Origin of the sequence: Bradyrhizobium sp. HKCCYLRH3097 (assembly GCF_051167875.1) — a bacterium.
In the GTDB taxonomy this organism is placed as follows: Bacteria; Pseudomonadota; Alphaproteobacteria; order Rhizobiales; family Xanthobacteraceae; genus Bradyrhizobium.
In genome coordinates this window covers 42,457-67,844 of the sequence record NZ_JBNPTX010000007.1, presented here as the reverse complement: position 1 = coordinate 67,844, position 25,388 = coordinate 42,457, and the positions used below count along the sequence as shown (strand labels likewise).

General features: G+C 65.8%; 20 protein-coding genes. 11 read left to right on the top strand and 9 right to left on the bottom strand.

What is annotated here, in order from left to right:
* The first annotated feature begins 380 nt into the window (after positions 1–380).
* Positions 381–1,514, top strand: a complete 1,134-nt coding sequence (locus ACQR0U_RS18330) for a site-specific DNA-methyltransferase (protein ID WP_315717257.1) — start codon at positions 381–383, stop codon at positions 1,512–1,514.
* A gap of 3 nt (positions 1,515–1,517) precedes the next feature.
* Here ACQR0U_RS18330 and ACQR0U_RS18325 read toward each other — a convergent pair whose 3' ends face one another.
* The 6 genes from ACQR0U_RS18325 to ACQR0U_RS18300 form a co-directional block, all read right to left on the bottom strand.
* Positions 1,518–2,543: a hypothetical protein gene (locus ACQR0U_RS18325; RefSeq protein WP_315750421.1), complete on the bottom strand. Its 1,026-nt coding sequence runs from the start codon at positions 2,541–2,543 to the stop codon at positions 1,518–1,520.
* Between the two features lie 295 nt (positions 2,544–2,838).
* Positions 2,839–5,370: an HWE histidine kinase domain-containing protein gene (locus ACQR0U_RS18320; RefSeq protein WP_316171362.1), complete on the bottom strand. Its 2,532-nt coding sequence runs from the start codon at positions 5,368–5,370 to the stop codon at positions 2,839–2,841.
* The gene (locus ACQR0U_RS18315) at positions 5,367–5,960 is read right to left on the bottom strand and encodes a biliverdin-producing heme oxygenase (RefSeq protein WP_316171361.1); all 594 of its coding nucleotides are present in this window, start codon (positions 5,958–5,960) and stop codon (positions 5,367–5,369) included. Before ACQR0U_RS18315 ends, ACQR0U_RS18320 begins: the two co-directional genes overlap by 4 nt.
* Positions 5,961–6,121: 161 nt before the next feature.
* Positions 6,122–6,742, bottom strand: coding sequence for a glutathione S-transferase family protein (locus ACQR0U_RS18310; RefSeq protein ID WP_316171392.1), 621 nt, complete (start codon positions 6,740–6,742; stop codon positions 6,122–6,124).
* Between the two features lie 870 nt (positions 6,743–7,612).
* On the bottom strand, positions 7,613–7,936 hold the full coding sequence (locus tag ACQR0U_RS18305; RefSeq protein ID WP_316171360.1) for a hypothetical protein: 324 nt from the start codon (positions 7,934–7,936) through the stop codon (positions 7,613–7,615).
* Positions 7,937–8,044: 108 nt separating this feature from the next.
* Positions 8,045–8,590 (bottom strand): hypothetical protein, encoded by a 546-nt coding sequence (locus ACQR0U_RS18300; protein ID WP_316171359.1) that lies wholly within the window; start codon positions 8,588–8,590, stop codon positions 8,045–8,047.
* Positions 8,591–8,873: 283 nt separating this feature from the next.
* Here ACQR0U_RS18300 and ACQR0U_RS18295 point away from each other — a divergent pair, with 283 nt between their 5' ends.
* On the top strand, positions 8,874–9,695 hold the full coding sequence (locus ACQR0U_RS18295; protein ID WP_316171358.1) for a hypothetical protein: 822 nt from the start codon (positions 8,874–8,876) through the stop codon (positions 9,693–9,695).
* A gap of 318 nt (positions 9,696–10,013) precedes the next feature.
* On the opposite strand, the gene mutY is transcribed toward ACQR0U_RS18295, so the two are convergent.
* Complete coding sequence (mutY, locus tag ACQR0U_RS18290) at positions 10,014–11,117, bottom strand: A/G-specific adenine glycosylase (protein ID WP_316171357.1); 1,104 nt, start codon at positions 11,115–11,117, stop codon at positions 10,014–10,016.
* Positions 11,118–11,242: 125 nt separating this feature from the next.
* On the opposite strand from mutY, the gene ACQR0U_RS18285 reads away from it, so the two are divergent.
* The 9 genes from ACQR0U_RS18285 to ACQR0U_RS18245 all read left to right on the top strand — a co-directional run bounded on the left by ACQR0U_RS18285 (position 11,243) and on the right by ACQR0U_RS18245 (position 21,562).
* Entirely contained in the window at positions 11,243–11,722 is a 480-nt protein-coding gene (locus ACQR0U_RS18285) for a DUF721 domain-containing protein (RefSeq protein WP_315717265.1), read from the top strand.
* 118 nt (positions 11,723–11,840) lie between these two features.
* Positions 11,841–12,497 (top strand): DsbA family protein, encoded by a 657-nt coding sequence (locus tag ACQR0U_RS18280; RefSeq protein ID WP_315717267.1) that lies wholly within the window; start codon positions 11,841–11,843, stop codon positions 12,495–12,497.
* Positions 12,498–12,740: 243 nt separating this feature from the next.
* Positions 12,741–16,205, top strand: coding sequence for a chromosome segregation protein SMC (gene smc / locus ACQR0U_RS18275; RefSeq protein WP_434844151.1), 3,465 nt, complete (start codon positions 12,741–12,743; stop codon positions 16,203–16,205).
* A 63-nt stretch (positions 16,206–16,268) separates the two neighbouring features.
* A complete protein-coding gene (locus tag ACQR0U_RS18270) occupies positions 16,269–17,258 on the top strand; it encodes a small ribosomal subunit Rsm22 family protein (protein WP_434844150.1) in 990 nt (329 codons plus the stop codon).
* A 144-nt stretch (positions 17,259–17,402) separates the two neighbouring features.
* Positions 17,403–17,831 (top strand): COG4315 family predicted lipoprotein, encoded by a 429-nt coding sequence (locus ACQR0U_RS18265; RefSeq protein ID WP_315750410.1) that lies wholly within the window; start codon positions 17,403–17,405, stop codon positions 17,829–17,831.
* 189 nt (positions 17,832–18,020) lie between these two features.
* On the top strand, positions 18,021–18,578 hold the full coding sequence (locus tag ACQR0U_RS18260) for a LemA family protein (RefSeq protein ID WP_315750409.1): 558 nt from the start codon (positions 18,021–18,023) through the stop codon (positions 18,576–18,578).
* Between the two features lie 33 nt (positions 18,579–18,611).
* Positions 18,612–19,811 carry a M48 family metalloprotease gene (locus tag ACQR0U_RS18255; RefSeq protein WP_315717272.1) on the top strand — a complete coding sequence of 400 codons (1,200 nt, stop codon included), beginning with the start codon at positions 18,612–18,614 and terminating at the stop codon, positions 19,809–19,811.
* Between the two features lie 264 nt (positions 19,812–20,075).
* Positions 20,076–20,837 (top strand): hypothetical protein, encoded by a 762-nt coding sequence (locus tag ACQR0U_RS18250; protein ID WP_009025709.1) that lies wholly within the window; start codon positions 20,076–20,078, stop codon positions 20,835–20,837.
* Between the two features lie 56 nt (positions 20,838–20,893).
* On the top strand, positions 20,894–21,562 hold the full coding sequence (locus tag ACQR0U_RS18245; RefSeq protein ID WP_315717273.1) for a hypothetical protein: 669 nt from the start codon (positions 20,894–20,896) through the stop codon (positions 21,560–21,562).
* A gap of 16 nt (positions 21,563–21,578) precedes the next feature.
* Here ACQR0U_RS18245 and ACQR0U_RS18240 read toward each other — a convergent pair whose 3' ends face one another.
* Together ACQR0U_RS18240 and ACQR0U_RS18235 are read right to left on the bottom strand one after the other, a co-directional pair.
* Entirely contained in the window at positions 21,579–22,118 is a 540-nt protein-coding gene (locus ACQR0U_RS18240) for an adenine phosphoribosyltransferase (RefSeq protein ID WP_172133418.1), read from the bottom strand.
* A gap of 135 nt (positions 22,119–22,253) precedes the next feature.
* On the bottom strand, positions 22,254–24,416 hold the full coding sequence (locus tag ACQR0U_RS18235; RefSeq protein ID WP_315717274.1) for an anthranilate synthase component I: 2,163 nt from the start codon (positions 24,414–24,416) through the stop codon (positions 22,254–22,256).
* Positions 24,417–25,388: the final 972 nt, after the last annotated feature.

Genomic DNA, 25,388 nt, shown 5'->3' with positions numbered 1-25,388 from the left:
GGCCTTTCCTCACGATTCTTGCGCGGCTCTGCGCGAAATGCCTAACGCGGCAAACAGGTAAAATTTCCACTGTGTTAATCAATAACCCGGCCGGCAAATTTTGCCTAGCGCCGCCGAAAAAACTGGCCCGCGCCGAACCTCGATCGGCTGCGCTCGCGCGCGGCCGGCGCGAAAAACCCATCGCAATCGGCGTCTTGCGCAGAGACCATCGTGTATCGACGAACGGAATTCGTCGCCGGTGCGCGTGATGAATGCGTGCGCATCGATGCGAATAATTTTCCGGGTTAAGTCCATTTTTACTTTGCCGGGTCAATGTGTGGGCAGTCGGTTGTTAGGTCCCGCGTCGCCGACAGCGTCGCCTGAGTCAGAGTTCTTGAGTCATGGTAGAGTCGCGTCGCGGGGCGTCTGCAAGGGCGCCCCGCACTAAATTTCAGACCCTCGAAGAGCAACGAATCATCGTCGGCGACTGCGTCGCCGAGATGTCGAAACTGCCAGGCGCATCGGTCGACCTGGTGTTTGCAGATCCTCCCTACAATCTGCAGCTCAAGGGCGAGCTCAAGCGTCCCGACGAATCGCAGGTCGATGCGGTCGACGACGATTGGGACAAGTTCTCCTCGTTCTCCGCCTATGACGACTTCACGCGCGCCTGGCTGCTCGCCGCGCGCCGCCTGATGAAGCCGAGCGCGACGATCTGGGTGATCGGCTCCTATCACAACATCTTCCGCGTCGGCGCGATCATGCAGGATCTCGGCTTCTGGATCCTCAACGACATCGTCTGGCGCAAGTCCAACCCGATGCCGAACTTCCGCGGCCGCCGCTTCACCAACGCGCACGAGACCATGATCTGGGCCGCGCGGGACGAGAAGGCGAAGGGCTACACGTTCAACTACGAAGTGCTGAAGGCCGCCAACGAGGACGTCCAGGCGCGCTCGGACTGGCTGATTCCGCTGTGCACGGGCGAGGAACGGCTGAAGGACGGCGACGGCAAGAAGATCCATCCGACGCAGAAGCCGGAAGGCCTGCTGGCGCGGGTGCTGCTGTCATCCTCGAAACCCGGCGATCTGGTGATCGATCCGTTCAACGGCACCGGCACGACCGGAGCCGTGGCAAAACGCCTCGGCCGCCGCTACATCGGCTTCGAGCGCGACAAGGTCTATGCGAAGGCGGCAGAGCGGCGCATCGCCGCGGTCGAGCCGCTGCCGGAGGCAACGCTCGCACCGTTCATGACGGCGCGCGAAGCGCCGCGCGTCGCCTTCTCGGAGCTGATCGAACGCGGCATGATCGCGCCCGGCACCAAGCTCGTCGACTCCAAGCGCCGCCACGGCGCGCTGGTGCGCGCCGATGGGGCCATCATGCTGGGTGACAAGGTCGGCTCGATCCACCGCATCGGCGCGGTGGCGCAAGGCCTGCCGGCCTGTAACGGCTGGACCTTCTGGCATGTCGAGACCAAGGGCGGCCTCAGGCTGATCGACGAATTGCGCGCCGAGATCCGCTCCGAGATGTCCGCCGCCTGACGCTCAGGAATTCCGGCGTTCCTGTCCGGAATAGCGCGCCAGCAGGTCTTCGACCTCGTACTGCTCATCGTAGCGAGCGTCGTCGCGCGGCACGACCGAGACCTGCGCTGTCGACTGCGACGATTTACCCCGGCGTCCCGCCAGCGCCGGATAGTAGCTGTCCACCGGCGGCAGGTGCATGCGATCGAGCTCGGGCTCCGCCGGCCAACGCGTGACGCGCCGGGCGGCCACCGGCTCGATGCGAAGCTGCCGCCTGCTCCGGGCGCGCGCAAACAGCACGCTGATCGAGAAGCCCGCGATCGCGACTGCGCCCAGGAAAGCAAACATCCGCGTCTTGGACGCATCATCCCCGGACATGCCGATCGTCACGGCCGGCGACGCATCCGCAGCGGCCAGCGCCGGCGTCGCGGGAGCAGCCGCTTCCGCGGCGTTGGTGTCGCTGGCGGCCGCGAGCGTGTAGGATGACGCGCGGGGCGCAGCGGGCTGCGCCGCGGCCTGCAGCGTGCCGGACTGGTCGGGCCAACGCGTCGCAACAGCAGATTCGTTCACAGCCGCGCCGACCGGGTCGGGCGCAGCCGCCGCCGGCGCTGACACCACGGGCGCCGGCGCGACGACCGGCGCAGGCGCGGCCGGAAATGCAGCAGCCGACGGAAAGGCAGACGCCGCCACGGTCGGTGTCGAGGACACGACCTTCACCTCATCGGCGGCGTCCTTGGACGACGATTGGATCTCGGCACGTGCATTTGCCGCGGTCGACGAGAGCTGAGCCCGTTCCTTCTGCGAGGCGAGCTTGCGCGTGACCAGCGACGCGCCCTTCGCTTCGCGATCGTCGTCGCGCAGATACCAGCACTGCTTCTTGGTCGCGCGATCGATGCGATAGAACCAGTGCTTCCCCGCCGGCGTCCCCGCAGGCTTTGCAAGGCATTCGTCTGCAGCCGATGCCGGTGTAAACTCGATTGTCGTCGCAGCCGCTCCCGCCAGCACGGCGACAGCAACGCACGGCAACAAACTCGTCGTTCGATTCGTCATCAGACCTCCGACGATTCAACGCGCCCCCGCTGCGCCGTTTCGGCGATGACTTCGTTCGGAATAAGGCTGCGGAGGTTCCATTTGTCGAAACAATGTTAGAACAGCGGTGTCCTTTGGATGCGTTCTAATATTTTCGGGCTGTTTTGTCGCAGCAACAGTGGGAATAGTCGATGATCTGTCTCCCGTCGTGCGTTGTCGCGCTCATGTGCAACACGCGGATGTGAGAAAACCCAAGACTGCAATCATGAATGCCAATCACCGCGACGCGCAAAGCCGACCTTGATGCGCGTGCGACTCATTTGATCTTCGTCAATGCCTTCTCGACGACTTCGCGCGTGTACGGCTTCTGAATCACCGGCATGTCGGACAGATCCGCCGGAATCGGCGCACGCTCGCCATAGCCGGTCGCGAACATGAAGGGCACACCGAGTTCCTTCAGCCGGTGCCCGACAGGCAGGCTGCTTTCCGCGCCGAGGTTGATGTCGAGCAGTGCGAAGCTCGGCACCGCGCGCTCGATCGACTTCAGCGCCTGACTGACCGACGCCGCGGTGTCGATGTGCCGCGCTCCCAGCTCGAGCAGAATCACTTCGGCGCCCATCGCGATGATCAGATTGTCCTCGACGATCAGCACCGTACCGGACAGGCGCGGCGTGTCCTCTTCCTTGCGCTGGTGCCTGGAGGGTGCCCCCGTCATCGCCGGCACCATCTGGACGAAATTGGCAGGGATCACGAAGCGCGCCTGCACGCCGAGCAGGTCGAAGCGGATCTCGGCGTCGCCCTTGAGGTCGAACGGCACCGAACGCTCGATGATGGTGGTGCCGAAGCCGCGCCGCGACGGCGGCTGCACCGGCGGCCCGCCGCTCTCCTTCCAGTCGATGACCAGGCTCGCCCCGGGATCGAGCCGCCAGATCACCTGCACCTGTCCTGTGGAGTCGGCGAGCGCGCCGTATTTCGCTGAGTTGGTCATCATCTCGTGCACGACGAGCGCGAGCGTTGCGAACGCCTTGGGGTCGAGCGCGACCTCTGGACCTTCCATGCGCACCCGTCCGGCCCTTGAGCCGAGATAGGCGCCAGCCTCCGATTCGAGCAGATGGCGGAGCGCGACGGGGGCCCAATTCAGGTTGGTGATCTGGTCGTGCGCCCGCGCCAACGCCTGGATGCGGCCGCCGAGCACGGACGCGAACTCCTCCACCGAGGTCGCCGTGTCCTTGCTCTGCGCGACGAGGCCGCGCACGAGACTGAGGATGTTGCGGACGCGATGATTGAGCTCGGCGATCATCAGCTCCTGCCGCTCCTGCGCGCCGCGGCGCTCGCGCGCGGCGAGCTCGGAGAGTTGCAGGATCACTTCGAGCAGCGTGACGCGCAGGCTCTCGGCGATGCGCAAATCCGCCGCCGTCCACGGCTTCGACTGGCCGGCCACCGTCTGCTGCCACAGCTCGAAGCTCTTGCGCGGCGTCAGGCGGGAACCGTTCGGGCCCTCGGCATAGCTCTTGTTCGGATCGCCCGCCCAGTTGACCGCGCGCAGCACCTCGCGGCGGAAGAAGATCAGGCAGTCGCGCGGCGTGCGCGAGATCGGAATGGCGAGGAAGCCGGCGGCGCGATCGCGAAATGCCTCGCCCGCCGCGTACACCTTGGCAATCTCGGCGCTGGCGCAGATGCGGCCGGGGGAGGTCCGGTTGATGAAGCCGATGAGGTCCTGCACCTCCTCTTCGGTCGGCGTCTCGCCGTCGAGCGTGATCTCGTCATCGGACCACACGGCGATGCCGTCGCACTCGATCATCTGGCGATAGTCGGCGACGAACTCCAGGATCGCGCGCTTGCTGTGGGCCTGCGCGGCCGCGCGCTCGATCAGCCGCTCCTGGATCTGATGCGCGCGCGTCTCGTAGGCGATGTCGGTCTCGCGCTCGCGCGCCTCGAGCAGCCAGGAGTACATCTGACCGAACAGCTCGGCCGCAGTGCGCTTCTCGAACGACAGGTGATGCGGCGCATAATGATGGCAGGCGAACAGGCCCCACAGCTTGCCTTCGCGCAGAATCGAGACCGACATCGACGCGGCGACGCCCATGTTGCGGAGATACTCGATGTGAATGGGGGAGACCGCGCGCAGCACGCTCATCGACAGGTCGAGCAGTCCGGCATTGTGCGTCGGCGTCGACAGCAGCGGCGCCGGCGCGGCGTTGATGTCGGCGATGATCCGCAGCCAGTTGCGCTGATAGAGCTGCCGCGCCTGCTTGGGAATGTCCGAGGCCGGATAATGCAGCCCGAGGAACGGCTCCAGGCCGGAGCCCGCGACCTCGGCGATCACCTCACCCGAGCCGTCGGGATGAAACCGATACACCATCACCCGGTCGAAGCCGGTCAGCAGCTTGAGCTGGCGCGCCGCCTCCTGCGCCAGGTCCATCATCCCCGTCGTCTTGCGGATGCGGCCGAGCATCAACCGCACCAGCTCGCCGGAATTGACGCCGGGCTCGGTCAGACTGGGCTCGGCCTCGACGACGAGATACGCACCGGAAAAGTGGATGGCGAGATCGAAAAGCTTGCCACGGCCCTGCAGATCGACGCCGAACACGCGCTCGACCGCATCGGGGCCGCTGAGATAGTCGACCCTGGCGCGGATCGCGGCCGCGGCCGCCTCCGAGAGCACGGCGTCGAGCGGCCGCTGCAGCAGCCAGCCGATATCGCCGCCGAGAAAATCCGGCGCGTTCTCCGAGGCCATGCATATGGTGAAGTCCGACACCAGCGCCAGCAGGAAGCCAAACGGCTGAACCGTCCCGGGAACATGGATCGGCTCGCGATCGCAATTGGTGAGGTTGACCGGCTCGTTCATGCTGCTGCCATCGCCTTCGCAAACATCGCGAACGCTTCGCGTGCACTCACGATCATCCTGACTTCCTCGTCGGCCGTCGTCCGCGCCTGCGCGAGTTGCGACAGGAAGCTGCTCCACAAGCCCTGCCGCGCGCCATGGCCGAGATAGCGCGTCGCGCGTCTCACCCGCGGATCGGCGGAGGCCGCGACCATGCGCAGCAGATAGGCTGCGCCGAGCCGAGATCCCTCGAGTACGTAGAGCGTGCCGAATACGCCCGCACGGTCGAGCGAGGGCGCGGGAAGGTCCATCGGAACCGGCGCGGCACCGAAATCCGCGAGGTCGCCGGCGATCGCCTGTGCCCGCCGACGCTGCGGCCAGTCCTGGATCAGATCATCCACCCCGGCCTGGTCGAGCGCCGCCTCCAGCGGTAGCAGCGCGGCTGCGCTGGCCTGCAGGAACCGGCGATAATGAGCCGTCGTGGTGAGATCGAAATGAACGAGCCCCTCATCCAGCACGCGGTGCGCCGAGGCCGTTGCCGCCTTCAGTCTCTCGCGGATGCCCTCGGTGCCGGTCGCGCGCAAACGGTCATCTGAAACGGCAGCCGGCAACATCAAGGGGTCCCAGAAAAGGAGATCGGTCGCAGGCGCGCCACGGCCTCCTGAAACGTCGATGGCCGGAGCTGGGTTCCGGCTTCGCGCGGCTATTTTTTCCGCTCTCCCGATGCGCCATGCTGGCGGGCGCTGTTCCGACGCCATGGCCTCGAGGATGGCCGTCAGCCCGCCAGCTCGGCCAGCGCCTTCTTGACGGCCGGCCGCCCGGACATGCGGTCAAAATGGTCGGCGACCTTCGGGAAGGCGTTGATGTCGACGCCGTCGCCTTCGAGCCATTGCGCGATCGTGAACAGATAGGGATCGCAGATCGTGTACTGCTCGCCCATCACCCACGGGCCGCGCAGCATCTTCTGCTCGATCAGCGCGAAGCAGGCGCCCATCGTCTCCGGCACCTTCTTCTTCATGTCGGCGAAGGAGGACTCTTCGGTGGCCCAGCGATAGCCCCGCATCTTGTGCGCGTGGGCGATGTGGACCGTCGAGCAGAGATAGCTGTTGAACGACTGCACCTCGGCAAAGGCGAAGACGTCGTCGAGCGGCGCAAGCCGCGCTTCCGGAAAGCGCTGCGCGATATAGGCGAGCATCGCCGGCGTCTCGGTCAGAACGCCCTGCTCCGTCACCAGCGCCGGAACGCGCCCCTTGGGATTGATCGCGAGATAGTCCGGGCTGTTCTGCTGGTTGGTCTTGAAGCTGAGCTTCTCGGCGACGTAGTCGGCGCCGGTCTCGGCCAGCGCGATGTGTGAAGCGAGCGCGCAGGTGCCCGGCGCGACATAGAGCTTGAGCATGGTGATCCCTGACAGATGATATCCGACCCTATCTGCACCGGTCCGGACCGTCCACCCCTGGCCGCCCGCGTGCGCCGTCATGGGCGATCTGCATTCTGCGGGCCGCGTGCTCGACCCGCACGGATCCGGACACGACCCATGCCGATCGATGGCGATGCGACGACGGACATCCCGATGAAGGACATGAGCTCACCCTCTCGCGGCGCGCCGCGCCCGAGGTGTTGCCGAGAAGGACCCTCGCAAATGAGGAGGGCGCAGGGAATGCCGGGCGCTGGCCGCAACCCATGGCCCGCCTGCAGAAAGATAAGCAGGCGGCAGTCACCACAGGTCCAGCCGGTCATCCGGCATTCCCTGCGCGATGGGCTTCCGTTTTATACGTGATCTCCCCGGGGACCGGCTGTCTTGCCCCCGTCACCGGCGGATCATCATCACCGCCCGCTTGGCATCAGCATCGGGATGCCAGGACCACACGATTTCAACGTCCGCGAAAGGCCCCGCACCCGAACCACGACGGCAAGCCGCCGCAGCTCTGCACGAGGCCGGTCGACGTCGCTCGTCCTGACGACGCCGTCGCAGCCACCGCATCCCGCCCCGCGTGTCGTGACGACGCGTACGCCCCTCCTGCCGGGACGGAACGGCATGGATAAGACACCTGATTTGGGGGTGGAGTCAAGAAATATTCTGAAAAACGGAAGTCGAGCCTTGGGACGGGACGAAACGGCATCGGGAATGGCGGGCAAGGTCAGCACATTCTGCGCGTTGATGCGATCAGCACCGACCTGCACGACGCAGCCTCTCGTCGGTGCTGCTCGCTACCGAAGATTTTATGCACGGTCACCGTAATACTGCGTAATCCTGGAGTTGGGAAAGTCAGTCGGGGCCCCCTTGAGTGATCCAATCCTCGATGATCTGGATCTGATCATCCGGTATGAAAGGGCCTCCTTTCGGCATGCGTAACGCAGGACTGTCGATGCCTGTCCGGAGGTCGACCACCAGATTCGCGGCGGCTCCGTTTTGACCGATGACTTCCGGTTGAATGAGATGCTTTCCGTGACCCGATGCCGCGAGAAGGTTCGCCTTGGTGTCCCATTTGAAGGTCGCGCCGTGGCCCTTCAGATGGGCCGGTCTGCCTTTGGCCTGCACCCAGGTCGCCATGCCTTGCTCAAGAATGTCTTTGACTTGTTCAAAGCCCATTTTTGCCTCCTTTCGTCATTTCGAATCGATGACAAACTTCGAAAATATGTGGCTGAGGTTCAGCTTCTTTGGTCGCAGAACGACATTGTAGGCGGCATCCGTCACCGCCTACGTATCGTGACAGCTAAAGCAGTTGACGAAGCTATTCTGCGTGAACGACTCCATGGCCATGCTGGAGAGCCCGTCTTCGCCCGCGACGATTGCGGCGGGATCGTCCGTATCCATACCAGCCGGATTTGCAATCGGCATGTTCGCAGTCAGGAGCTTGGGCTTATCCATCCAGATCGCGCCCACGAGCCGATAATTGCGTCGCGGGTCGTTGGGAGCATTTTGCACGAACAGCGACGTCATGGACTTGTTCAAATCCGCAACATCTCCGTCCTCATCCGTACCCGTTACGACCGATTTCGACCCGGGAAACATCCGATAGACGGACGTTTGGACCGGCTTCCCTCCGCTAAGGAATGTTTGGGAGTTTTCGTCGAACGAAGACGCCATCGCGGCGTCCGACAGGAATCGATTGGCCGCCGACGAGCGCAGAGAAAAATTTCGGCGCTGATCGCGACTATTGGCAGCTTGATTGTTACGCCGATGTGCGGCAATTTTCAATTGTATTTTTAGATGGGGGTCTAAAATGTTTCGTTCCTTAGTCATTACTGCCGTTCTGATGTGTAGCCTTTCAAATTCGGCTCGTAGCGACACGATCCTCTGTCCCCGGCAAAAGGAGCCGACCTGCCAAGACATTCTTCCCGCTCAAGAGATGAACTGCGAACGGTCATTCTGCAATGTCGCCAAAAACTCCGACAACGGCCGTACGTCGTGTCTTTGGACTTGCGCTGCGCGCTTCGATAATTTCAGTATCAACGGTGTCCCTCTTCAATCGCTCCTTGATGCACTGAAGAAGTCGCAGCAACAGCAGTGACGCGGAGCAGACATCATGAAGCGAACGAGCATGACCGCTGTGGTGGCGGCAGCATTGTCCATGAGCTTGGCCGGCTGCGGAACTTACATACCGCAAATGCAGGAGGCTTGGGAAACTTCGCGTACGCCCGTGCTTACCGCAGGCGGCGATCTTGAATTTAAAATTCGCGAGAAAATCTACTGCGATATCGTTCAAGCAGTGCACGACAACGATTCACTGCTGCCTAGTCGATGGGGTGTGCAGACAACGGTGGATCTTCAGGTGGACGAGACCGGCGCCCTGAACCCCGGAATTTCCTTCATCGAACCTCTCGCGGACAGTCAATCACGTTCGCTCGGCCTCGGCGGTACGCTCTCTTCCCAAGGTACGCGCGAAGACAAATTTGGAAACTACTGGAATCTCGACAAGCTTCGGAATTTTCCCGGCGGCACGTGCGCTCAAGACCGTCCATCATTTCACGGTTCGTCCTTCCTCCTCGAGAGCCAATTGGGCATCTCGGAATGGCTGCGCGACCGGCTGCAATCCGAACTAGCGCTCCCGTCCTCGGCATTGCCCAAGGACGCCGGCGACACGTTCAAGCAAGACGTGCTGTCCTATCACGTCAAGTTCGTGGTGATCTCTTCCGGCACGATCAACCCGGTCTGGAAACTCGTCCGGTTTTCCGCCGGCGACGGGTCCACGCTCGGATCTCTGAACCGTACGCGGACCCATGATCTTCTGATCACATTCGGGCCCGCGTTCAAGCCCGGAGGCGCCAACGTCGCGTTGCTCTCGCACCAAGCCCAGGAAATCGGTATCGCGGTCTCGAACGGCAATCGGTCGTTGGCGCCGCGATAGACGCTTTCCAAAGGTGGTCCGAAATCCATCTTCGAAGTCGCACACGCATCACCACAACAACGCGGTCGGCGGACGCGGTAGGCGCTTTTTTCGATCGAGCCGATAGGCTCTTCGGGCCTCTTCGCGCTTTTGAAAGTGGGCTATCAGGAAAGATCGCATTTCGAGCTTTACGATCGTGAGGAAATTGGAGGCTAGGGTGTGGAGGCTAGGGGGCCCGCACGACAGCTCTGCATGAGCTGTGTGGCGTAGGGCGCGCCTTTGCCCGCCTTACGCCACACAGCTCACGGAGGGCCTTCAGCCTCCATCACACGCGTAGCTTCAATCCCCAAGCCCGTGCGCGACGACCTTGCGCATCACGTTGGGCAGCGCCTCGCCGTCCAGCGTCGCGATCGGGACCCAGCGCATGCCCTCCGGGGCGCGTGTCCGCGCCGGGACCCGCGCGGTATAGACCACGAGCTCCAGCGGGAAATGCGTGAAGACGTGGGTGACGACGCCGAGCCTGCGGTGCCAGCGTTTCACGCCGGCCAGCTCCGGCGCTTGGGCGAGCGCGTCGGCATCGTCCTGGCCAGCGAGCCATTCCGAGCCGGGAACCTCGGTCATGCCGCCGAGCAGGCCCTTTGCGGGGCGGGAGCGCACCAGCAGCTCGTCGCCTCGGATGACGACGAAGGCGGCGCCGCGCCTGAGCGTGCCGGTCTTCTTGGCGGCCTTGCGCGGGAACGTCTCCTGGTCGCCGCGCTCGCGTGCGGCGCAGTCCTCGCTCAAGGGACACAGCGCGCAGGCCGGCTTCTTCGGCGTGCAGATGGTGGCGCCGAGATCCATCAGCGCCTGCGCGCTGTCGCCGGCGCGCGACGGCCCGAGCAGCGTCGCTGCCAGCGCCTGGATCTGCGGCTTGGCCTGCGGCAACGCCTCCTCCACCACGAACAGCCGCGAGACGACGCGCTCGATATTGCCGTCGACCGGCATGGTCAGCCGATCGAACGCGATCGCGGCAATGGCCGCCGCGGTGTACGGACCGATGCCGGGCAGCGCGCGCAGCCCCTCCTCGGTGTCCGGGAACACGCCGCCATGCTCGCGCAGCACGGTGACGGCACAGGCATGCAGGTTGCGCGCCCGCGAATAATAGCCGAGGCCGGCCCACATCCGGAGCACGTCGTCGAGCTCGGCGCTGCCGAGCGCGGAGACATCCGGCCAGCGCGCCAAAAACTTCTCGAAATACGGCCCGACCGCCTTCACCGTGGTCTGCTGCAGCATGATCTCCGACAGCCAGACGCGATAGGGATCGGAGCGCTGCCCGGCCGGCGCGCGCCACGGCAGCCGCCGGCGGTGGCGGTCGTACCAGGCGAGCAGTTGTGCGGGGCGCTCGGCGGAGCCGCGATTCTCTGGTCGGCTCTTGCGCTTGGAAGGAAGGGCTGATGACACCATTGGCTTAATCTAGTACGTCAGGAGCCATCGTCGCCCGCTGGACCGCCGTCTCGTCTGCGGCATCCACGGCTTTCTTCGAGCCCCGGCGGCTCGGACGGGCGGCAGACCACGAGAAGCCTGCATCGATGGCAAAGCCCGGCCGCCTCACCGCAAAACCGCTGTCGCTCATGATGGGCGACGTGCTGACGGCCGCCTATGCCAAGCAGGGCTTTGCCGCGCGCGAGCTGGTGACGCGCTGGCCGGAGATCGCGGGGCGCGAGATCGCCGAGCACGCCCAGCCGCTGAAGATGCAATGGCCGCGGCCGGTCGAGGGCCAGCCGCAGGAGCCGGCGACCTTGATCCTGCGCGTCGAGGGGCCGATGGCGCTGGAGATCCAGCATTCGTCGGACGTGATCCTGGAGCGGGTCAACCGCTTCTTCGGCTGGCACGCGGTGGGCAAGCTGGCGCTGCGACAGGGGCCGCTGTTGCGCCCCCCGGTGAAGCGCCGCCCGGTGCCGCCCGATCCGAAGACGGTCGCGAAGGTCGCGCAGACCCTGACCGCGATCGAGGACGACGCCCTGCGCGACGCGCTGGCCCGCCTGGGCGCCGCCATCAAGCGAAATTGACGCTGACGCTTTGATCCCCATTTGCGGCCCGGCATTGCCTCCGGGTGGGTTTCAAGCTAGCGAAAAGCCGAGTTACGAGCGTTTCAGGCGCGAGATGCGCCCATTTCGGAGCAGAGCCTTGATCATCACCCGCCGCGCCTTCACCGCTGCCCTGTCGCTGACCGGCCTCGCCGCGCTGGCCGGCTTCTCCCCGCTGCGGCTGATCTCGGACGCGATGGCGCAGAGCGCCGCCGATGTCGCCAAGCCTCAGTCGTTGCCCGACATGGCGATCGGACCGGCGGACGCTGCGGTGACCATCACCGAATATGCCTCCATGACCTGCCCGCACTGCGCGGCGTTCAACGCCACCGTGTTCCCGAAGCTGAAGGCCGAATACATCGATACCGGCAAGATCCGCTACATCTTCCGCGAGTTCCCGCTCGACATCAAAGCCGCCGCGGGCTCGATGCTGACGCGCTGCATCGCCAAGGACGACGCGCAGAAGTATTTCGCGGTCACCGACATGCTGTTCCGCTCGCAGAACGACTGGGTGGTGAAGAACACGACGGAGACGCTGACGCGGATCGGCAAGCAGGCCGGTCTCAGCCAGCAGCAGGTCGAGGCCTGCCTCAAGGACCAGGCGTTGCTCGACAAGATCGCCGCCGACCAGAAATATGCGAGCGACATTCTTAAAGTCGATTCGACGCCGACCTTTTTCATCAACGGCGAGAAGATCAAGGGCGAGGCTTCGATCGAGGAGTTTCAGAAGAAGATCAACCCGCTTCTGAAGAGCTGATTCGAATCACTGAGTCATCAAAGACACAGCGCGGCCCCTCAATGGGGCCGCTTCTGTTTCGTGGGCCGTTCGCCACGAGAAAGCCTTGGAAAAGCAGGCCCGGCGGGTTGCCCTGGGGACCAGCCCTCGCCATTGTCCCGCCCTCAGAATGAGGCGCCAGGGCGACTCAGTCCACATTGACATTGCCTTCCATGGTATTGTCGGGGCTGGGAGATTCGTCTCCCGCCAACAGAGAATCTGTGCATGAAACTCACGCGTCTTCGTCTTCACGGTTTCAAGACGTTCGTCGAACCGACTGACTTCGTGATCGAACCCGGCCTCACCGGCGTCGTCGGTCCGAACGGCTGCGGCAAGTCGAATCTGGTCGAAGCGCTGCGCTGGGCGATGGGTGAGACCTCGCACAAATCGCTGCGCGCCGCCGACATGGACGCGGTGATCTTCTCCGGCTCGAACACGCGTCCATCGCGCAACCACGCCGAAGTGGTGATGACGATCGACAACAGCGATCGCACCGCGCCGGCCGCCGTGAACGATCGCGACATTCTCGAGATCTCGCGTCGCATCGAGCGCGAGGCCGGCTCGGTCTATCGCATCAACGGTCGCGACGTGCGCGCCCGCGACGTGCAGATCCTGTTCGCCGATGCCGCCACCGGCGCGCGCTCGCCCGCGCTGGTCCACCAGGGCAAGATCGGCGAGATCATCCAGGCCAAGCCCGAGCAGCGCCGCCGCGTGCTCGAAGACGCCGCCGGCGTTGCCGGCCTGCATGCGCGCCGCCACGAGGCCGAGCTGCGGCTGAAGGCGGCAGAGACCAATTTGCTGCGTGTCGAGGACGTCATCGGCCAGCTCTCCGGCCAGATGGAAGGCCTGCGTAAGCAGGCGCGGCAGGCGATCCGCTATCGCGAGGTCGCCGCCAAGGTGCGCAAGGCCGAAGCCACGCTCTATCACCTGCGCTGGATGGGCGCGCATGCCGACCTCAACGACGCCGCGCATGTGCACGATGTCGCCGTTCGCGAGATGGCGGAGCGGACCCGCGAGCAGGCCGAATCGGCCCGCATCCAGGCGATCCGTTCGTCGCATCTGCCGGCGCTGCGCGAGGCCGAGGCCCGCGCCGCCGCGACGATGCAGCGGCTGAAAAATGCCCGCGATCTGCTCGACCGCGAGGAGGTGCGCGCCAAGGAGCGCGTTAGCGAGCTCGATCGCCGCCTGATGCAGCTCACCGCCGACGTCGCGCGCGAGCAGCAGCAGAACCAGGACGCGCAGGTCGCGCTGCAACGTCTTGAAACTGAAGACGCGGAGCTGAAGGAAGAGATCAAGGCGCGCGTCGAGATGCGCAGCGGCGTCGACGAGCGCGTCGCCGAGGCCGAGGCTGATCTGGCCGAGACCGAGCGCCAGTTCACCGAGCTGACGACGCAGCTCGCCGACCTCACCGCGCGCCGCAACCAGCTCGAAGCCAACGTCCGCAGCCATCGCGAGCGTCTCGCCCGCCTCGACCAGGACATCGCCAATGTCCGCGCCGACGAGGAGCGGCTGGCGCAGGAGACCGCGCATCTCGGTGATCTCGACACGCTCGCCGCCTCGCTCGAAGCGGCCGAGGAATCCGAGGCGCAGGCCGAGGCCGCGGTGCAGACCAACGAGTCGGCGCAGGCCAATGCGCGGCAGAAGCTCGAAGCCTCGCGCGCCCCGCTCGCCGAGGCCGAGAAGCGGGTGCAGCGGCTGGAGACCGAGGCGCGCACCATCTCCAAGATGGTGAACAGCGAGACCAAGAATCTGTGGCCGCCGATCATCGACGGCGTCACCGTCGCCAAGGGCTATGAGAAGGCGCTCGGCGCCGTGCTCGGCGACGACCTCGATGCGCCGGTCGATGCCTCCGCGCCGATGCACTGGACCGTCGCCGGCGCCGAGGTCACCGATCCCGCGCTGCCCGACGGCGTCGAGCCGCTCGCGGCCTATGTGCAGGCGCCGCCGGAGCTGTCGCGCCGCCTGGCCCAGATCGGCGTGGTGTCGCGCGACCGCGGCGCTCAACTGGTTTCTCAACTCAGGACCGGCCAGCGGCTGGTGTCGCCGGAAGGCGACGTCTGGCGCTGGGACGGCTTCATCGCCGCGGCGCACGCGCCGACCGGCGCGGCCCGGCGCTTGGCCGAGCGTGCCCGCCTGATCGATATCGAGGCCGAGCTCGAGCAGGCGCGCATCGATGCCGCCAACAAGCGCCAGGCGCTGGAGAGCGCCGAGGCCGAGGTGAGGGCCGCGACCGCCGCCGAGAGCGCCGCGCGCGAAGCCTGGCGCGCCGCGCAGCGCGAGGTGAACTCGGCGCGCGAGCGCCACGCCAATGCCGAGCGCGAGATCAATCGCCATTCGGCGCGCAAATCGGCGCTGGTCGAGGCCTCGACCCGCCTCGCCCATGACCGCGCCGAGATCGCCGAGCTGCACCAGAATGCGCTGGAGGCGATCGAGGAGCTGCCGGCGACCACCGAAGCCGATGGCCGGCTGGCGGCCGTGCGCGCCGAGATCGAGGCCAAGCGCCGCGCCGCGGCCCAGGTGCGCGCCGAGGCCCAGGCGCTGGCCCGCGAGGCCGAGCTCGCCGACCGCCGCGTGCAGGCGATCATCAGCGAGCGCAACGACTGGTTCAACCGCATCCGCGGCGCCGGCTCGCAGATCGCCACCATCGAGGCGCGCATCGCCGAGGTGCGGGACGAGCGCGCCGAGCTCGACAACGCGCCGGAGATCTTCGCCGAGAAGCGCAGCGCGCTGATCGACGAGCTCGCCATCGCCGAGGAGGAGCGCCAGGTCGCGGCCGACGCGCTGGCCGAGGCCGAGACTGCGATGGGCGACACCGACCGCGCTGCGAAAGCGTCGCTGGAAGCGCTGTCGAAGTCGCGTGAAGCGGCCGCCCGTGCCGAGGAGCGGCTGGAGAGCGCCAAGCGCCGCGTCGGCGACGTCGAGCGCGAGATCCACGACATGCTCGAATGCGAGCCGAACGCGGTCGCGGCGATGGCCGAGATCGGTCCGGACACGCAACTGCCGCCGCTGCACGAGATCGAAGAGACCTTGGAGAAGCTGCGCCGCGACCGGGAGCGGCTCGGCGCCGTCAACCTGCGCGCCGAGGAAGAACTCACCGAGGTCGAGGGCTCGCATACCGCGCTGACCACCGAGCGCGACGACCTCGTCGAGGCCATCAAGCGGCTGCGCCAGGGCATCCAGAGCCTCAACAAGGAGGCGCGCGAGCGTCTGCAATCCTCGTTCGAGACCGTCAACGACCACTTCAAGCGGCTGTTCACCGAGCTGTTCGGCGGCGGCGAAGCGGCGCTGCACCTGATCGAGAGCGACGATCCGCTCGAGGCGGGCCTCGAGATCATCGCCAAGCCGCCGGGCAAGAAGCCGCAGACGCTGTCGCTGTTGTCGGGCGGCGAGCAGGCGCTGACGGCGATGGCGCTGATCTTCGCGGTGTTCCTTACCAACCCCTCGCCGATCTGCGTGCTGGACGAGGTCGACGCGCCGCTCGACGACCACAACGTCGAACGCTTCTGCAACCTGCTGCACGAGATGAAGGGCTCGACGGAGACCCGCTTCATCATCATCACCCACAACCCGATCACCATGGCGCGCATGAACCGGCTGTTCGGCGTCACCATGGCCGAGCGCGGCGTGTCGCAGCTCGTCTCGGTCGCGCTCGACGAGGCCGTGAAGATCCTCGACCAGCAGGTGGCGTGATCTTGCTCCGTCATTCCGGATCGCCGCCTGCGCGGCGGCCGGACTGACGCGTGGAGAGGACCGATGATCTCTCCTGATCTGCCCGCCGCGCTGAAGGCGTCCCTCGAAGCCATGCTGCACGGGCAGTCGCGGCAGGATGCAGCCGCCCGGGCGGCCCGCATCTCGGCCGCCTACCGCAGCGGCGGCAATTCCGGAACGATCACGAGCGACGCCGACGCCATTGCCTATGCCACGGTGCGAATGCCGGGGACCTACGCGGCGGTCGTTGCCAGCCTCAATGCCGTGATGCAGGCGAGCCCGGACTTCGCTCCGGCCTCGCTGCTGGATGTCGGTGCCGGACCAGCGACCGCGAGCTTCGCTGCGGCGGAAGCGTTTCCGCTGCTGACCTCGTTCAACGCCGTCGATTCCAATCCAGCGTTGCGCGGGCTGGCGCTGACGCTCGCTGACGACACGATGCGCCTCCGCGACCTCTCTTATGCGCTGGGACCGGCGCGAGCGCTGCTCGATCGTGCCGGAAGGGCCGATCTCGTCATCGCCAGCTACATGATCGGTGAGCTGACGGATGCCGAGCGCTCTGCGACCGTCGACGCGCTGTGGGCCAGGACCGGCGATGCGCTGCTGATCGTCGAGCCCGGCACGCCCGCTGGCTATCAGCGCATCATCGCCGCGCGTGACCGCCTGATCGCAGCCGGGGCTCATGTCGCGGCGCCCTGCCCGCACGCAGCGCCGTGTCCCCTCGTGGCACCGGACTGGTGCCACTTCGCGCAGCGGCTGGCGCGGTCGCGGGCACATCGCGAACTGAAAGGGGCTGACGTCCCGTTCGAGGACGAGAAGTTCAGCTTCGTTGCCCTCACCCGCAAGCCAGCAACGCATCGGCCCGCCGCGCGCGTGCTGGCGCCGCCGGCGGTCACCAAGGTCGGGGCAACCGCGAAGCTGTGCCAGGCGGATGGTGCCGCTGGCGTCATCAGCGTTCCCCGCCGCGACAAGCCCGCCTTTGCCGCCGCCCGCCGGTGGGACTGGGGCGACGGCGTGGAGCGGCCGCCACGGCCGTAGATACCGTCGCGGCCGCAGATGGTTAACGACAGGTCGTGTTAGTCTCTCATTTTCGCGATTTCGCGAAACCCGAGAGAAATCGCTGCTTGCTACGGTGAGCTGCAACAGGCGCTGGATGCGCTGCTCACACGGGAACGCGTTTCGATGTTCAGGACGATGATGATCACCGCCGCGCTGCTGGCTTCGGCAGGAACGGCCCTGGCAAACGGCCACGGTGGTGGATCCTCGGCACCGCCCCCACCGAAACAGGAGGGCCCGCCGGCCAAGGCCATCGTCGGCAAGAACGGTCCCGTCCTGGTCGACCCAAAAGGGATGACGCTCTACTATACCGAGCGCGACAACACCGGGAACAAGTCGACCTGCGACGGTGCCTGTGCCGAGAAGCGGCCGCCGCTGATCGCCCCCGACAACGCGACCGCCAGCGGCGACTTCACCGTCATCACCCGCAGCGACGGCAAGAAGATGTGGGCCTACCGCTACCGGCCGCTCTACACCTCGCAGCTCGACAGCGTCCCCGGCGATATCAAGGGCAACGACCCCACGCAGCAATGGCGGGTCGCCCGTCCCTATTGAGCCCTGCGCATCGTTGCCTCCGACGCCAATTCGGTCGCCTGGGCGTCCATCGAACGGACCGGCCAGGCTCAAGCGACTTGAACGGGCACCCCCCGTGATGCGACCAATGCACGCCGGTCCACCTGCGGACCGGCGGCGCCGTCGCGTGTCGGCCGCCTCGTTCTCCCGCCCTCTCCCTCGGAGCCCGTCATGTCCGGCTGGATCGTCCTCGGCATCATCGTCATTCTCGTGCTGTTCGCCCTTGGCGCCTACAACCGGCTGGTCGCCCTCAGCCAGCGGGTCGGCCAGGCCTTTGCCGACATCGACGTCCAGCTCAAGCTGCGCCACGACCTGATTCCGAATCTGGTCGAGACCGTGAAGGGCTACGCTGCGCATGAGCGCGGCACCCTCGACGAGGTCATCAAGGCTCGCAATGCGGCGATGTCGGCGCAGGGCCCGGCCCAGGTCTCGGCCGCCGAAGGCCAACTTTCCGGCGCACTCGGTCGCCTGATCGCGCTGTCCGAGGCCTATCCGGACCTCAAGGCCAACGCCAACTTCCAGCAGCTCGCCGGCGAGCTCTCCGACATCGAGAACAAGATCGCCGCCAGCCGCCGCTTCTTCAACAACGCGGTCCAAGAGTATAATACCGGCATCCAGCAGATGCCCGCCGCACTGTTCGCCGCGACCTTCGGCTTCACGCGCAAGGAGTTCTTCGATCTCGGCGCCAGCCGGACCGAAGTCGAGGCCGCGCCGAGCGTCAAGTTCTGATCCCGCGCCCTCCGCGCTGAAGGGTCCGACGCCATGGCCGCCTACGGTCTCTACACCCACATCGCATCGAACAAGACTCGTTCGGTGCTGCTGCTCGGCGGCCTGTTCCTGCTGATCTACGTGCTGGTGTTCGCCGGCGCGCTGATCGCGGAGGTCATGATCAACGGCAATGGCAGTGTCGCCTATTACATGAACGCGGCCACCCGCGACCTGATCAGGGCGCTGCCCTGGGCCACGCTGGGCGCGGCGGCCTGGATCGTGATCGCCTATTTCTTCCATCAGAAGATGATCGACGCGGTCACCGGCGGGACCGCGGTGACGCGTCAGGAGCAGCCGCGGCTGTACAATCTGCTCGAAAACCTCTGCATCTCGCGCGGCATCACCATGCCGCAGCTGAAGATCATGGACAGCCCGGCTCTGAACGCCTTCGCGACCGGCCTGAACCCGCGGCAATACGCGGTCACCGTCACGACCGGCCTGCTCGACGCGCTCGATGACCAGGAGATCGAGGCGGTGCTCGGCCACGAGCTGACCCATATCCGCAACGGCGACGTCCAGCTGATGGTCGTGGCCGTCATCATCGCCGGCGTGGTCGGCTTCTTCGGTGAACTGTTCTTCCGCCTGTTCACCAACATGAGCTGGGGCGGCGGCTGGGGTCGCTCGTCGTCGTCGTCCTCCTCGTCCGACTCCGACCGCAAGGGCTCCGGCGGCGGGGCCATCATCGTCGTGATCATCGCGGTGGTGCTGATCGTGGTGGCCTGGCTGCTGTCCCAGGTGGTCAAGCTGGCGCTGTCGCGCACCCGCGAATACCTTGCCGATGCCGGGTCGGTCGAGCTGACCAAGAATCCGGACGCCATGATCACCGCCCTGCGCAAGATCGAAGGGCGCGGCGAACTGCCCGGCGCCACCTCCGCCGTCATGGAATTGTGCGTCGACAATCCGCGCGAGGGCTTTGCCGACCTGTTCGCCACCCATCCCTCGGTCGATGCCCGGGTCCAGGCGCTGATCAGGTTCGCCGGCGGCCATGATCCGGGCCCGATGGCGCTGCCCACGGACGAGGCACAGCCGGACGACACCGGCGCCAACGCGACCGAAAGCGACGCTCCGCCACCGTTGCCGTCCGGTGGTCCCTGGGGCCAGGCCGATGGCCCGGCCCCGCCATCTGGCCAGGGTCAAGCCGCTCCCCAGGGACCGTGGACCACCCCCGCGACCGGTCCCTGGGGCCGGCACTAGTCGCCGCCTTCGCCGCGGAATTCAGCCGCCAATCCCGTGCGACGGGCAATTGTCCTGCCATTCGCTTGCAAGTGCTTCCTCGCCGGCTCGAACGCCCGGGCCGGAATGCCTCCGATTGCTCCAGCCTGTTGCGGCGAAGGCGCAAATTTCCCCGGTCTCGTGCTGCAATGAATTTGAATTCTCCAGCGTTTCTGCCATGTTCGCGCCCAAAGCAGAATGCAAAGCGCCGGCCCCCTGGCCGGCCTCAGGGCTGAAGGACTTTCCATGGCGAAACCGGCAGTGGTTGTGGTGGGTGCGGACAAGGGCGGGGTCGGCAAGACCACGGTGTCACGGACGTTGCTCGATTATTTCAGCGCCAACAACGTCCCGACCCGGGCGTTCGACACCGAGCATCCGCGCGGCACGCTGAAGCGCTTCCACCCGGAAATCACCGAGATCGTCGACATGAATTCGACGCCGGACCAGATGAAGATCTTCGACACGCTGAGCGCGGTGGCGCCCTCGGTGACCGTGATCGACGTCCGCGCCGGCCTGATGTCGCCGACGCTCGCGGCACTGCGCGACATCGGCTTCCTCGACGCCGCCCGCTCCGGCCAGATCACCTTCGCGGTGTTCCACATCCTGGGCTCGTCGATCGCCTCGCTGGACGAGATCGCGGAGACGGCAAGCTACATGATCGGCGCGAAGTACTTCCTGGTGAAGAACTTCATCAACAACACCAGCTTCTTCGAGTGGGACCAGTCGACCTACAATTCCTACTTCCACCGCATCAAGGACGCGACCGAGCTGACCATCCCGAAGCTCAACGAAATGGCGTTCGAGCAGGTCGAGGTCGCCTCGGTGCCGTTCCTCAAATTCGTCGCCAACAAGGGTCCCCGCGACGAGGCCGCCAACTACTCCTTCGTGCTGCGCGGCTATGTCCGGCATTGGCTCGCCAACGTCTGGAGCGAGTACGACCGCATCAAGCTGACCGACATCGTCGGCTCGACCAAGGCGGCGGCGCCGCGGCCGGCCGGGGAAAAATAGCAGCTCCGTGAAGGATGGGACTTTATCGCAACCGCATTTGACCTGATATAGGTCGGATGCCCGCGACGCCTGTCTACATCGTCTGCTCGCCCCGGCCGCAATCCGGGAAGACGCTGCTTGCGCGGGTGCTGAGCGAGTTCCTACTGCTGAAGAACGGCCAAGTGCTCGCCTTCGACGTCACCTTGCGCGAGCCGTCGCTGCTCGACTTCCTGCCGCAGATCACGGAGACCGCGACGATCGAGGACACCTACGGCAAGATCCAGCTGATGGACCGGGTGATCCTCAACGACGGCATCCCCAAGGTGATCGACCTCGGCTACTACTCGTTCGACGAGTTCTTCAAGATGTCCGAACAGATCGGCTTTTTGAAGGAGGCCGCGCGGCGGAACGTGGTCCCGATCATTCTGTTCTGCGCCGAAGGCGACCGGGTCTCGATGCGCGCCTACGATGCCCTGCGGCGCCAGATCCCGAAGCCCCAGCTGATCGTGGTCGAAAACGACCACGTCCTTCGCGAGGAGCTCCCCGACCTCTACAGCCGCAGCAAGCATCTGCACATTGCCGCCCTGCCCGCGTTCCTCAGAACCTATATCGAACGTTTTTCGTTCTCCTTCACCGGCTACCTGCGCCAGGAGAAGGACCCCTCCACCGAGCTCTATCAATGGATCCGGCGCAACTACTATGCGCTGCGCGAGATCGAGAACGAGCTTCTGATGCAGCGGTCCTGACGCCGCCGCGCGCTTCTCAGTGCCCTTCGAAGGAGATCAGCGTGCGCACGGGCACGTCGAGCGCGCGCAGCTTGGCGGCGCCGCCGAGATCCGGCAGGTCGATGATGAAGCAGGCCGCCACCACGGTCGCGCCGATCTGGCGCAACAGCTTCACCGCGCCCTCGGCCGTGCCGCCGGTGGCGATGAGGTCGTCGACCAGGATCACGCGCTCGCCGGGCTGCACCGCGTCGACATGCATCTCCATCTCGTCGGTGCCGTATTCCAGCGCATAGGACATGCTGACCGTCTTGTGCGGCAGCTTGCCTTTCTTGCGGATCGGCACGAACCCGGCCGACACCTGATGCGCCACTGCGCCTCCGAGGATGAAGCCGCGGGCCTCGATGCCCGCGACCTTGTCGATCTTGGAGCCGGCCCAGGGATGCACCAATTCGTCGACCGCGCGGCGGAACGCGCGCGCGTCCGCCAGCAGGGTCGTAATGTCCCGGAACAGGATGCCCGGCTTCGGATAGTCCGGAATGGTGCGGACGGTGTTCTTGATGTCCAGATCGAACGTCATCGTGCTCTCATTGCCTCGTTTGGCCGTGACCGCGAGGAATTCATCATTGCGAGCGAAGCGAAGCAATCCAGGGCCGCGAAAACAACTCTGGATCGCTTCGTCGCTCACGCTCCTCGCGATGACGGCAACCACCTCTCACCCCGGCTGATTGAGCCGGAACGCATTCTCCACGATCCTCAAACCCACGGCATCGCCGAGTGACATCAGCGATTCCGGATGGAACTGCACGCCGCCGACCGGCAGCGTCTTGTGCTCGATCGCCATCGCCACGCCGTCCTCGGTTGCCGCCGTGACGGTCAGCACCTCCGGCATGCTGTCGCGCTCGACGAACAGCGAATGATAGCGGCCAATGACGATCTCGTTCGGCAGGCCCTGCATCAGGCGGCCGCCGCGCACCTGGACCCGCGAGGGCCTTCCATGCGCCGGCTGGGCAAGCTGGCCGAGCTGGCCGCCGAAATACTCGCCCATCGCCTGCACGCCGAGGCACACGCCGAAGATCGGCAGCTTCTTCGCGAGCGCAGCGTCGATCGTCGTCGAGATCTTGAAGTCCTCGGGGCGGCCTGGCCCCGGCGACAGCACGATCAGATCCCAGCTTCGTTCGGCGAGCATCTTCAGCGCGTGGACATAACGCACCACGGTGACGTTGGCGCCGACCTGGCGGAAATAGTCGGCCAGCATGTGAACGAAGCTGTCGTCGTGATCGATCAGCAGCACGTTCTTGCCGGAGCCGGTGGCATCCGGCGCGGTCGACGACAGCGGCTTCGGCGGATCGCCGCGCAGCGCCTGGAACAGCGCCGCCGCCTTGACCTGGCACTCACGATCCTCGGCCGCGGGATCGGAATCGAACAAGCAGGTGGCGCCGACACGGACCTCGGCGAGCCCGTCCTTCATGCGGATGGTGCGGATCGTCAGGCCGGTGTTGATCGAGCCGTCGAAATTCACCGCGCCGATGGCGCCGGCATACCAGCGCCGCGGCGAGCGCTCATTGTCCTCGACGAACTGCATCGCCCACAGTTTTGGCGCGCCGGTCACGGTCACGGCCCAGGCGTGGGTCAGGAAGGCATCGAGCGCGTCGAAGCCCGGCCGCAGCATGCCCTCGACGTGATCCACCGTGTGGAACAGTTTCGAGTAGGTCTCGATCTGCCGGCGCGCCAGCACCTTGATGGTGCCGGGCACGCAGATGCGCGCCTTGTCGTTGCGGTCGACGTCGGTGCACATGTTGAGCTCGAACTCGTCCTTCTCCGAGTTCAGGAGCTGGCGGATCTGCTCGGCATCGCCGATGGCGTCGCGGCCGCGGGCGATGGTGCCGGAGATCGGACAGGTCTCGACGCGACGGCCGTCGGAGCGGACGAACATCTCGGGTGAGGCCGAGACCAGGAACTCGCCGTCGCCGAGATTCATCAGCGCGCCATAGGGCGACGGATTGATCCGGCAGAGCCGCTGGAACACTTCCGCCGGCGAGCGCTCGCACGGCTCGGCAAAGAGTTGGCCGGGCACCGCCTCGAACAGGTCGCCGCGGGCAAACGCGGCGCGGGCCTTCTCGACCGTCGCCTGGTACTCGCCGGGCGCGTGATCGGCAAACCCCTGGCGCGGCTCCTTGAGATAGATGCTGGCGTCGGTGTCGCGCGACAGGCCTTCCGTCGACTGTCCGTTCCAGGAAAAATCATAAGACAGCACGACGCCGCGGCCGGTGGCGCGGTCGTAGGCCAAGAGGCGATCCGGCACGTAGAGCACGATGTCGCGCTGGTCCTTCTCGCGCGGCCGCTTCTGCTGGAGGTCCTCGATCTGGAACACGAGGTCGTAGGCGAAGGCGCCGAACAGGCCGAGCAGCGGGTCGTCATTGGCCGAGAGCGCCGCGATCATCGCCCGCACCAGCGACATCACGCTGGCGCGCCGCGTGCGCTGGTCCTCCTCGACCGGGGCCGGGCCGCGGACGATGTGTCCAGCGAGCCGCGCCGGCGAAGCTTCGGTGATGACCACACAGGGCTCGCGCAGCGTGTCCTTCAGGAACGCGATCAGCACCTCGCCGCGGCGGTTCAGCGCCTGCAGGGTGAAGTCAGTGCCCTTGGTCTCCAGCACCAGCGGCGGATCGGCGAAGCCGAGGTCGAAACTCTCGTAGCGGCCGGGCACGGTCGTGCCCGAGGACAGCACCACGCCACGGCGGCGGTCGAGCAGGTTGATCAGGTCATCGAGCCGGCTGGCGCCACCGGAAAACTGCTCGACGGCGCGCGTGATCGCGAGCCCGCTGGAGGTGCGGTAGTCGCTGCGGGCCGGAAGGGCGAAAACGGTCCTGTTCATGGGGTCCTCTTGGGCGTCCTCTTACGGAATTTGCCGAGGAAACGCCACACAGGACCAACCGGAAGCCGCCGCTGCGTGGCGGCCCCTCTGCGATCGAATGTCAAACAAATCGCACCGGCCACCTTTTACAAGGTGCGCCACCAGAGACGGGCTGGGCGGACAAGGGTGCTCATGCCGCGGAACTGACCACGGCGGGCAGCCGGGGTCAAGGGCGGTGGGGCCACAAATGGGGGTGTGATGCCTCAGCCGATCAACAGAGGCGCCGCGGGCCGGCTGCCCGATACAGCGCCCTCGCCCCTTGTGGGAGAGGGCATGTGCGGCCCATCCGCTAACGCGGCTGGGTGAGGGGTCTCTCTCCGCAGCGGCGCTTGCAGAGGCATACCCCTCACCCAACCGAGCATGCCGCTCTGTCCTACATGCCCTCTCCCGTAAGGGGCGAGGGCGTAATAATACGCACCGGCGAGCCGAAGGCACTGGCGCCGACGAGAATGACAAAGGAACATGCAGCAGCATTCTCGCGACACATGATGCCCGAGTGATGATCATCAATTCCGCCCTCCAAGTCGAGGGCGCAGGAAAGGCCGGGCATCGGCTGATGCCCGTGGTCCGCCTGCAGCAAAAAAAGCAGGCGGCAGTCACCACAGGTCAGCCGGACGACCGGCCTTCCCTGCGCGATGGTATGACGGCTTATACGCACTCTCCCCGGGGACCGGGCTGTCTTGCCCCCGTGACCGGCGGATCATCATCACCACCGGCGCGGCCTCAGCGTCGGGAGGCCAGGACCATGCGACTTCACCGTGCGCGCCCGCCGTTCGTCCGCACGACGTCTGCCATGCTGCGACGTGACACGCCCACCGCATCTCCACCCCGCGTGTCGTGACGATCGCGATACGCCCCTCGTGCCGGGGTGGGACGGAGATATCAGAGCACGAATTCCGAAAAATAGAAACAAGAATGTTTTTTGGCGAAGGA

Coding starts and splice junctions, on each gene's coding strand:
- ACQR0U_RS18270 (WP_434844150.1), top strand. CDS start 16,269: ATGATCTCTCCTGATCTGCCCGCCGCGCTGAAGGCGTCCCTCGAAGCC.
- mutY (WP_316171357.1), bottom strand. CDS start 11,117: ATGGTGTCATCAGCCCTTCCTTCCAAGCGCAAGAGCCGACCAGAGAAT.
- ACQR0U_RS18250 (WP_009025709.1), top strand. CDS start 20,076: ATGGCGAAACCGGCAGTGGTTGTGGTGGGTGCGGACAAGGGCGGGGTC.
- ACQR0U_RS18265 (WP_315750410.1), top strand. CDS start 17,403: ATGTTCAGGACGATGATGATCACCGCCGCGCTGCTGGCTTCGGCAGGA.
- ACQR0U_RS18285 (WP_315717265.1), top strand. CDS start 11,243: ATGGCAAAGCCCGGCCGCCTCACCGCAAAACCGCTGTCGCTCATGATG.
- ACQR0U_RS18320 (WP_316171362.1), bottom strand. CDS start 5,370: ATGAACGAGCCGGTCAACCTCACCAATTGCGATCGCGAGCCGATCCAT.
- smc (WP_434844151.1), top strand. CDS start 12,741: ATGAAACTCACGCGTCTTCGTCTTCACGGTTTCAAGACGTTCGTCGAA.
- ACQR0U_RS18255 (WP_315717272.1), top strand. CDS start 18,612: ATGGCCGCCTACGGTCTCTACACCCACATCGCATCGAACAAGACTCGT.
- ACQR0U_RS18315 (WP_316171361.1), bottom strand. CDS start 5,960: ATGTTGCCGGCTGCCGTTTCAGATGACCGTTTGCGCGCGACCGGCACC.
- ACQR0U_RS18310 (WP_316171392.1), bottom strand. CDS start 6,742: ATGCTCAAGCTCTATGTCGCGCCGGGCACCTGCGCGCTCGCTTCACAC.
- ACQR0U_RS18260 (WP_315750409.1), top strand. CDS start 18,021: ATGTCCGGCTGGATCGTCCTCGGCATCATCGTCATTCTCGTGCTGTTC.
- ACQR0U_RS18305 (WP_316171360.1), bottom strand. CDS start 7,936: ATGGGCTTTGAACAAGTCAAAGACATTCTTGAGCAAGGCATGGCGACC.
- ACQR0U_RS18295 (WP_316171358.1), top strand. CDS start 8,874: ATGAAGCGAACGAGCATGACCGCTGTGGTGGCGGCAGCATTGTCCATG.
- ACQR0U_RS18330 (WP_315717257.1), top strand. CDS start 381: ATGGTAGAGTCGCGTCGCGGGGCGTCTGCAAGGGCGCCCCGCACTAAA.
- ACQR0U_RS18235 (WP_315717274.1), bottom strand. CDS start 24,416: ATGAACAGGACCGTTTTCGCCCTTCCGGCCCGCAGCGACTACCGCACC.
- ACQR0U_RS18325 (WP_315750421.1), bottom strand. CDS start 2,543: ATGACGAATCGAACGACGAGTTTGTTGCCGTGCGTTGCTGTCGCCGTG.
- ACQR0U_RS18300 (WP_316171359.1), bottom strand. CDS start 8,590: ATGACTAAGGAACGAAACATTTTAGACCCCCATCTAAAAATACAATTG.
- ACQR0U_RS18245 (WP_315717273.1), top strand. CDS start 20,894: ATGCCCGCGACGCCTGTCTACATCGTCTGCTCGCCCCGGCCGCAATCC.
- ACQR0U_RS18240 (WP_172133418.1), bottom strand. CDS start 22,118: ATGACGTTCGATCTGGACATCAAGAACACCGTCCGCACCATTCCGGAC.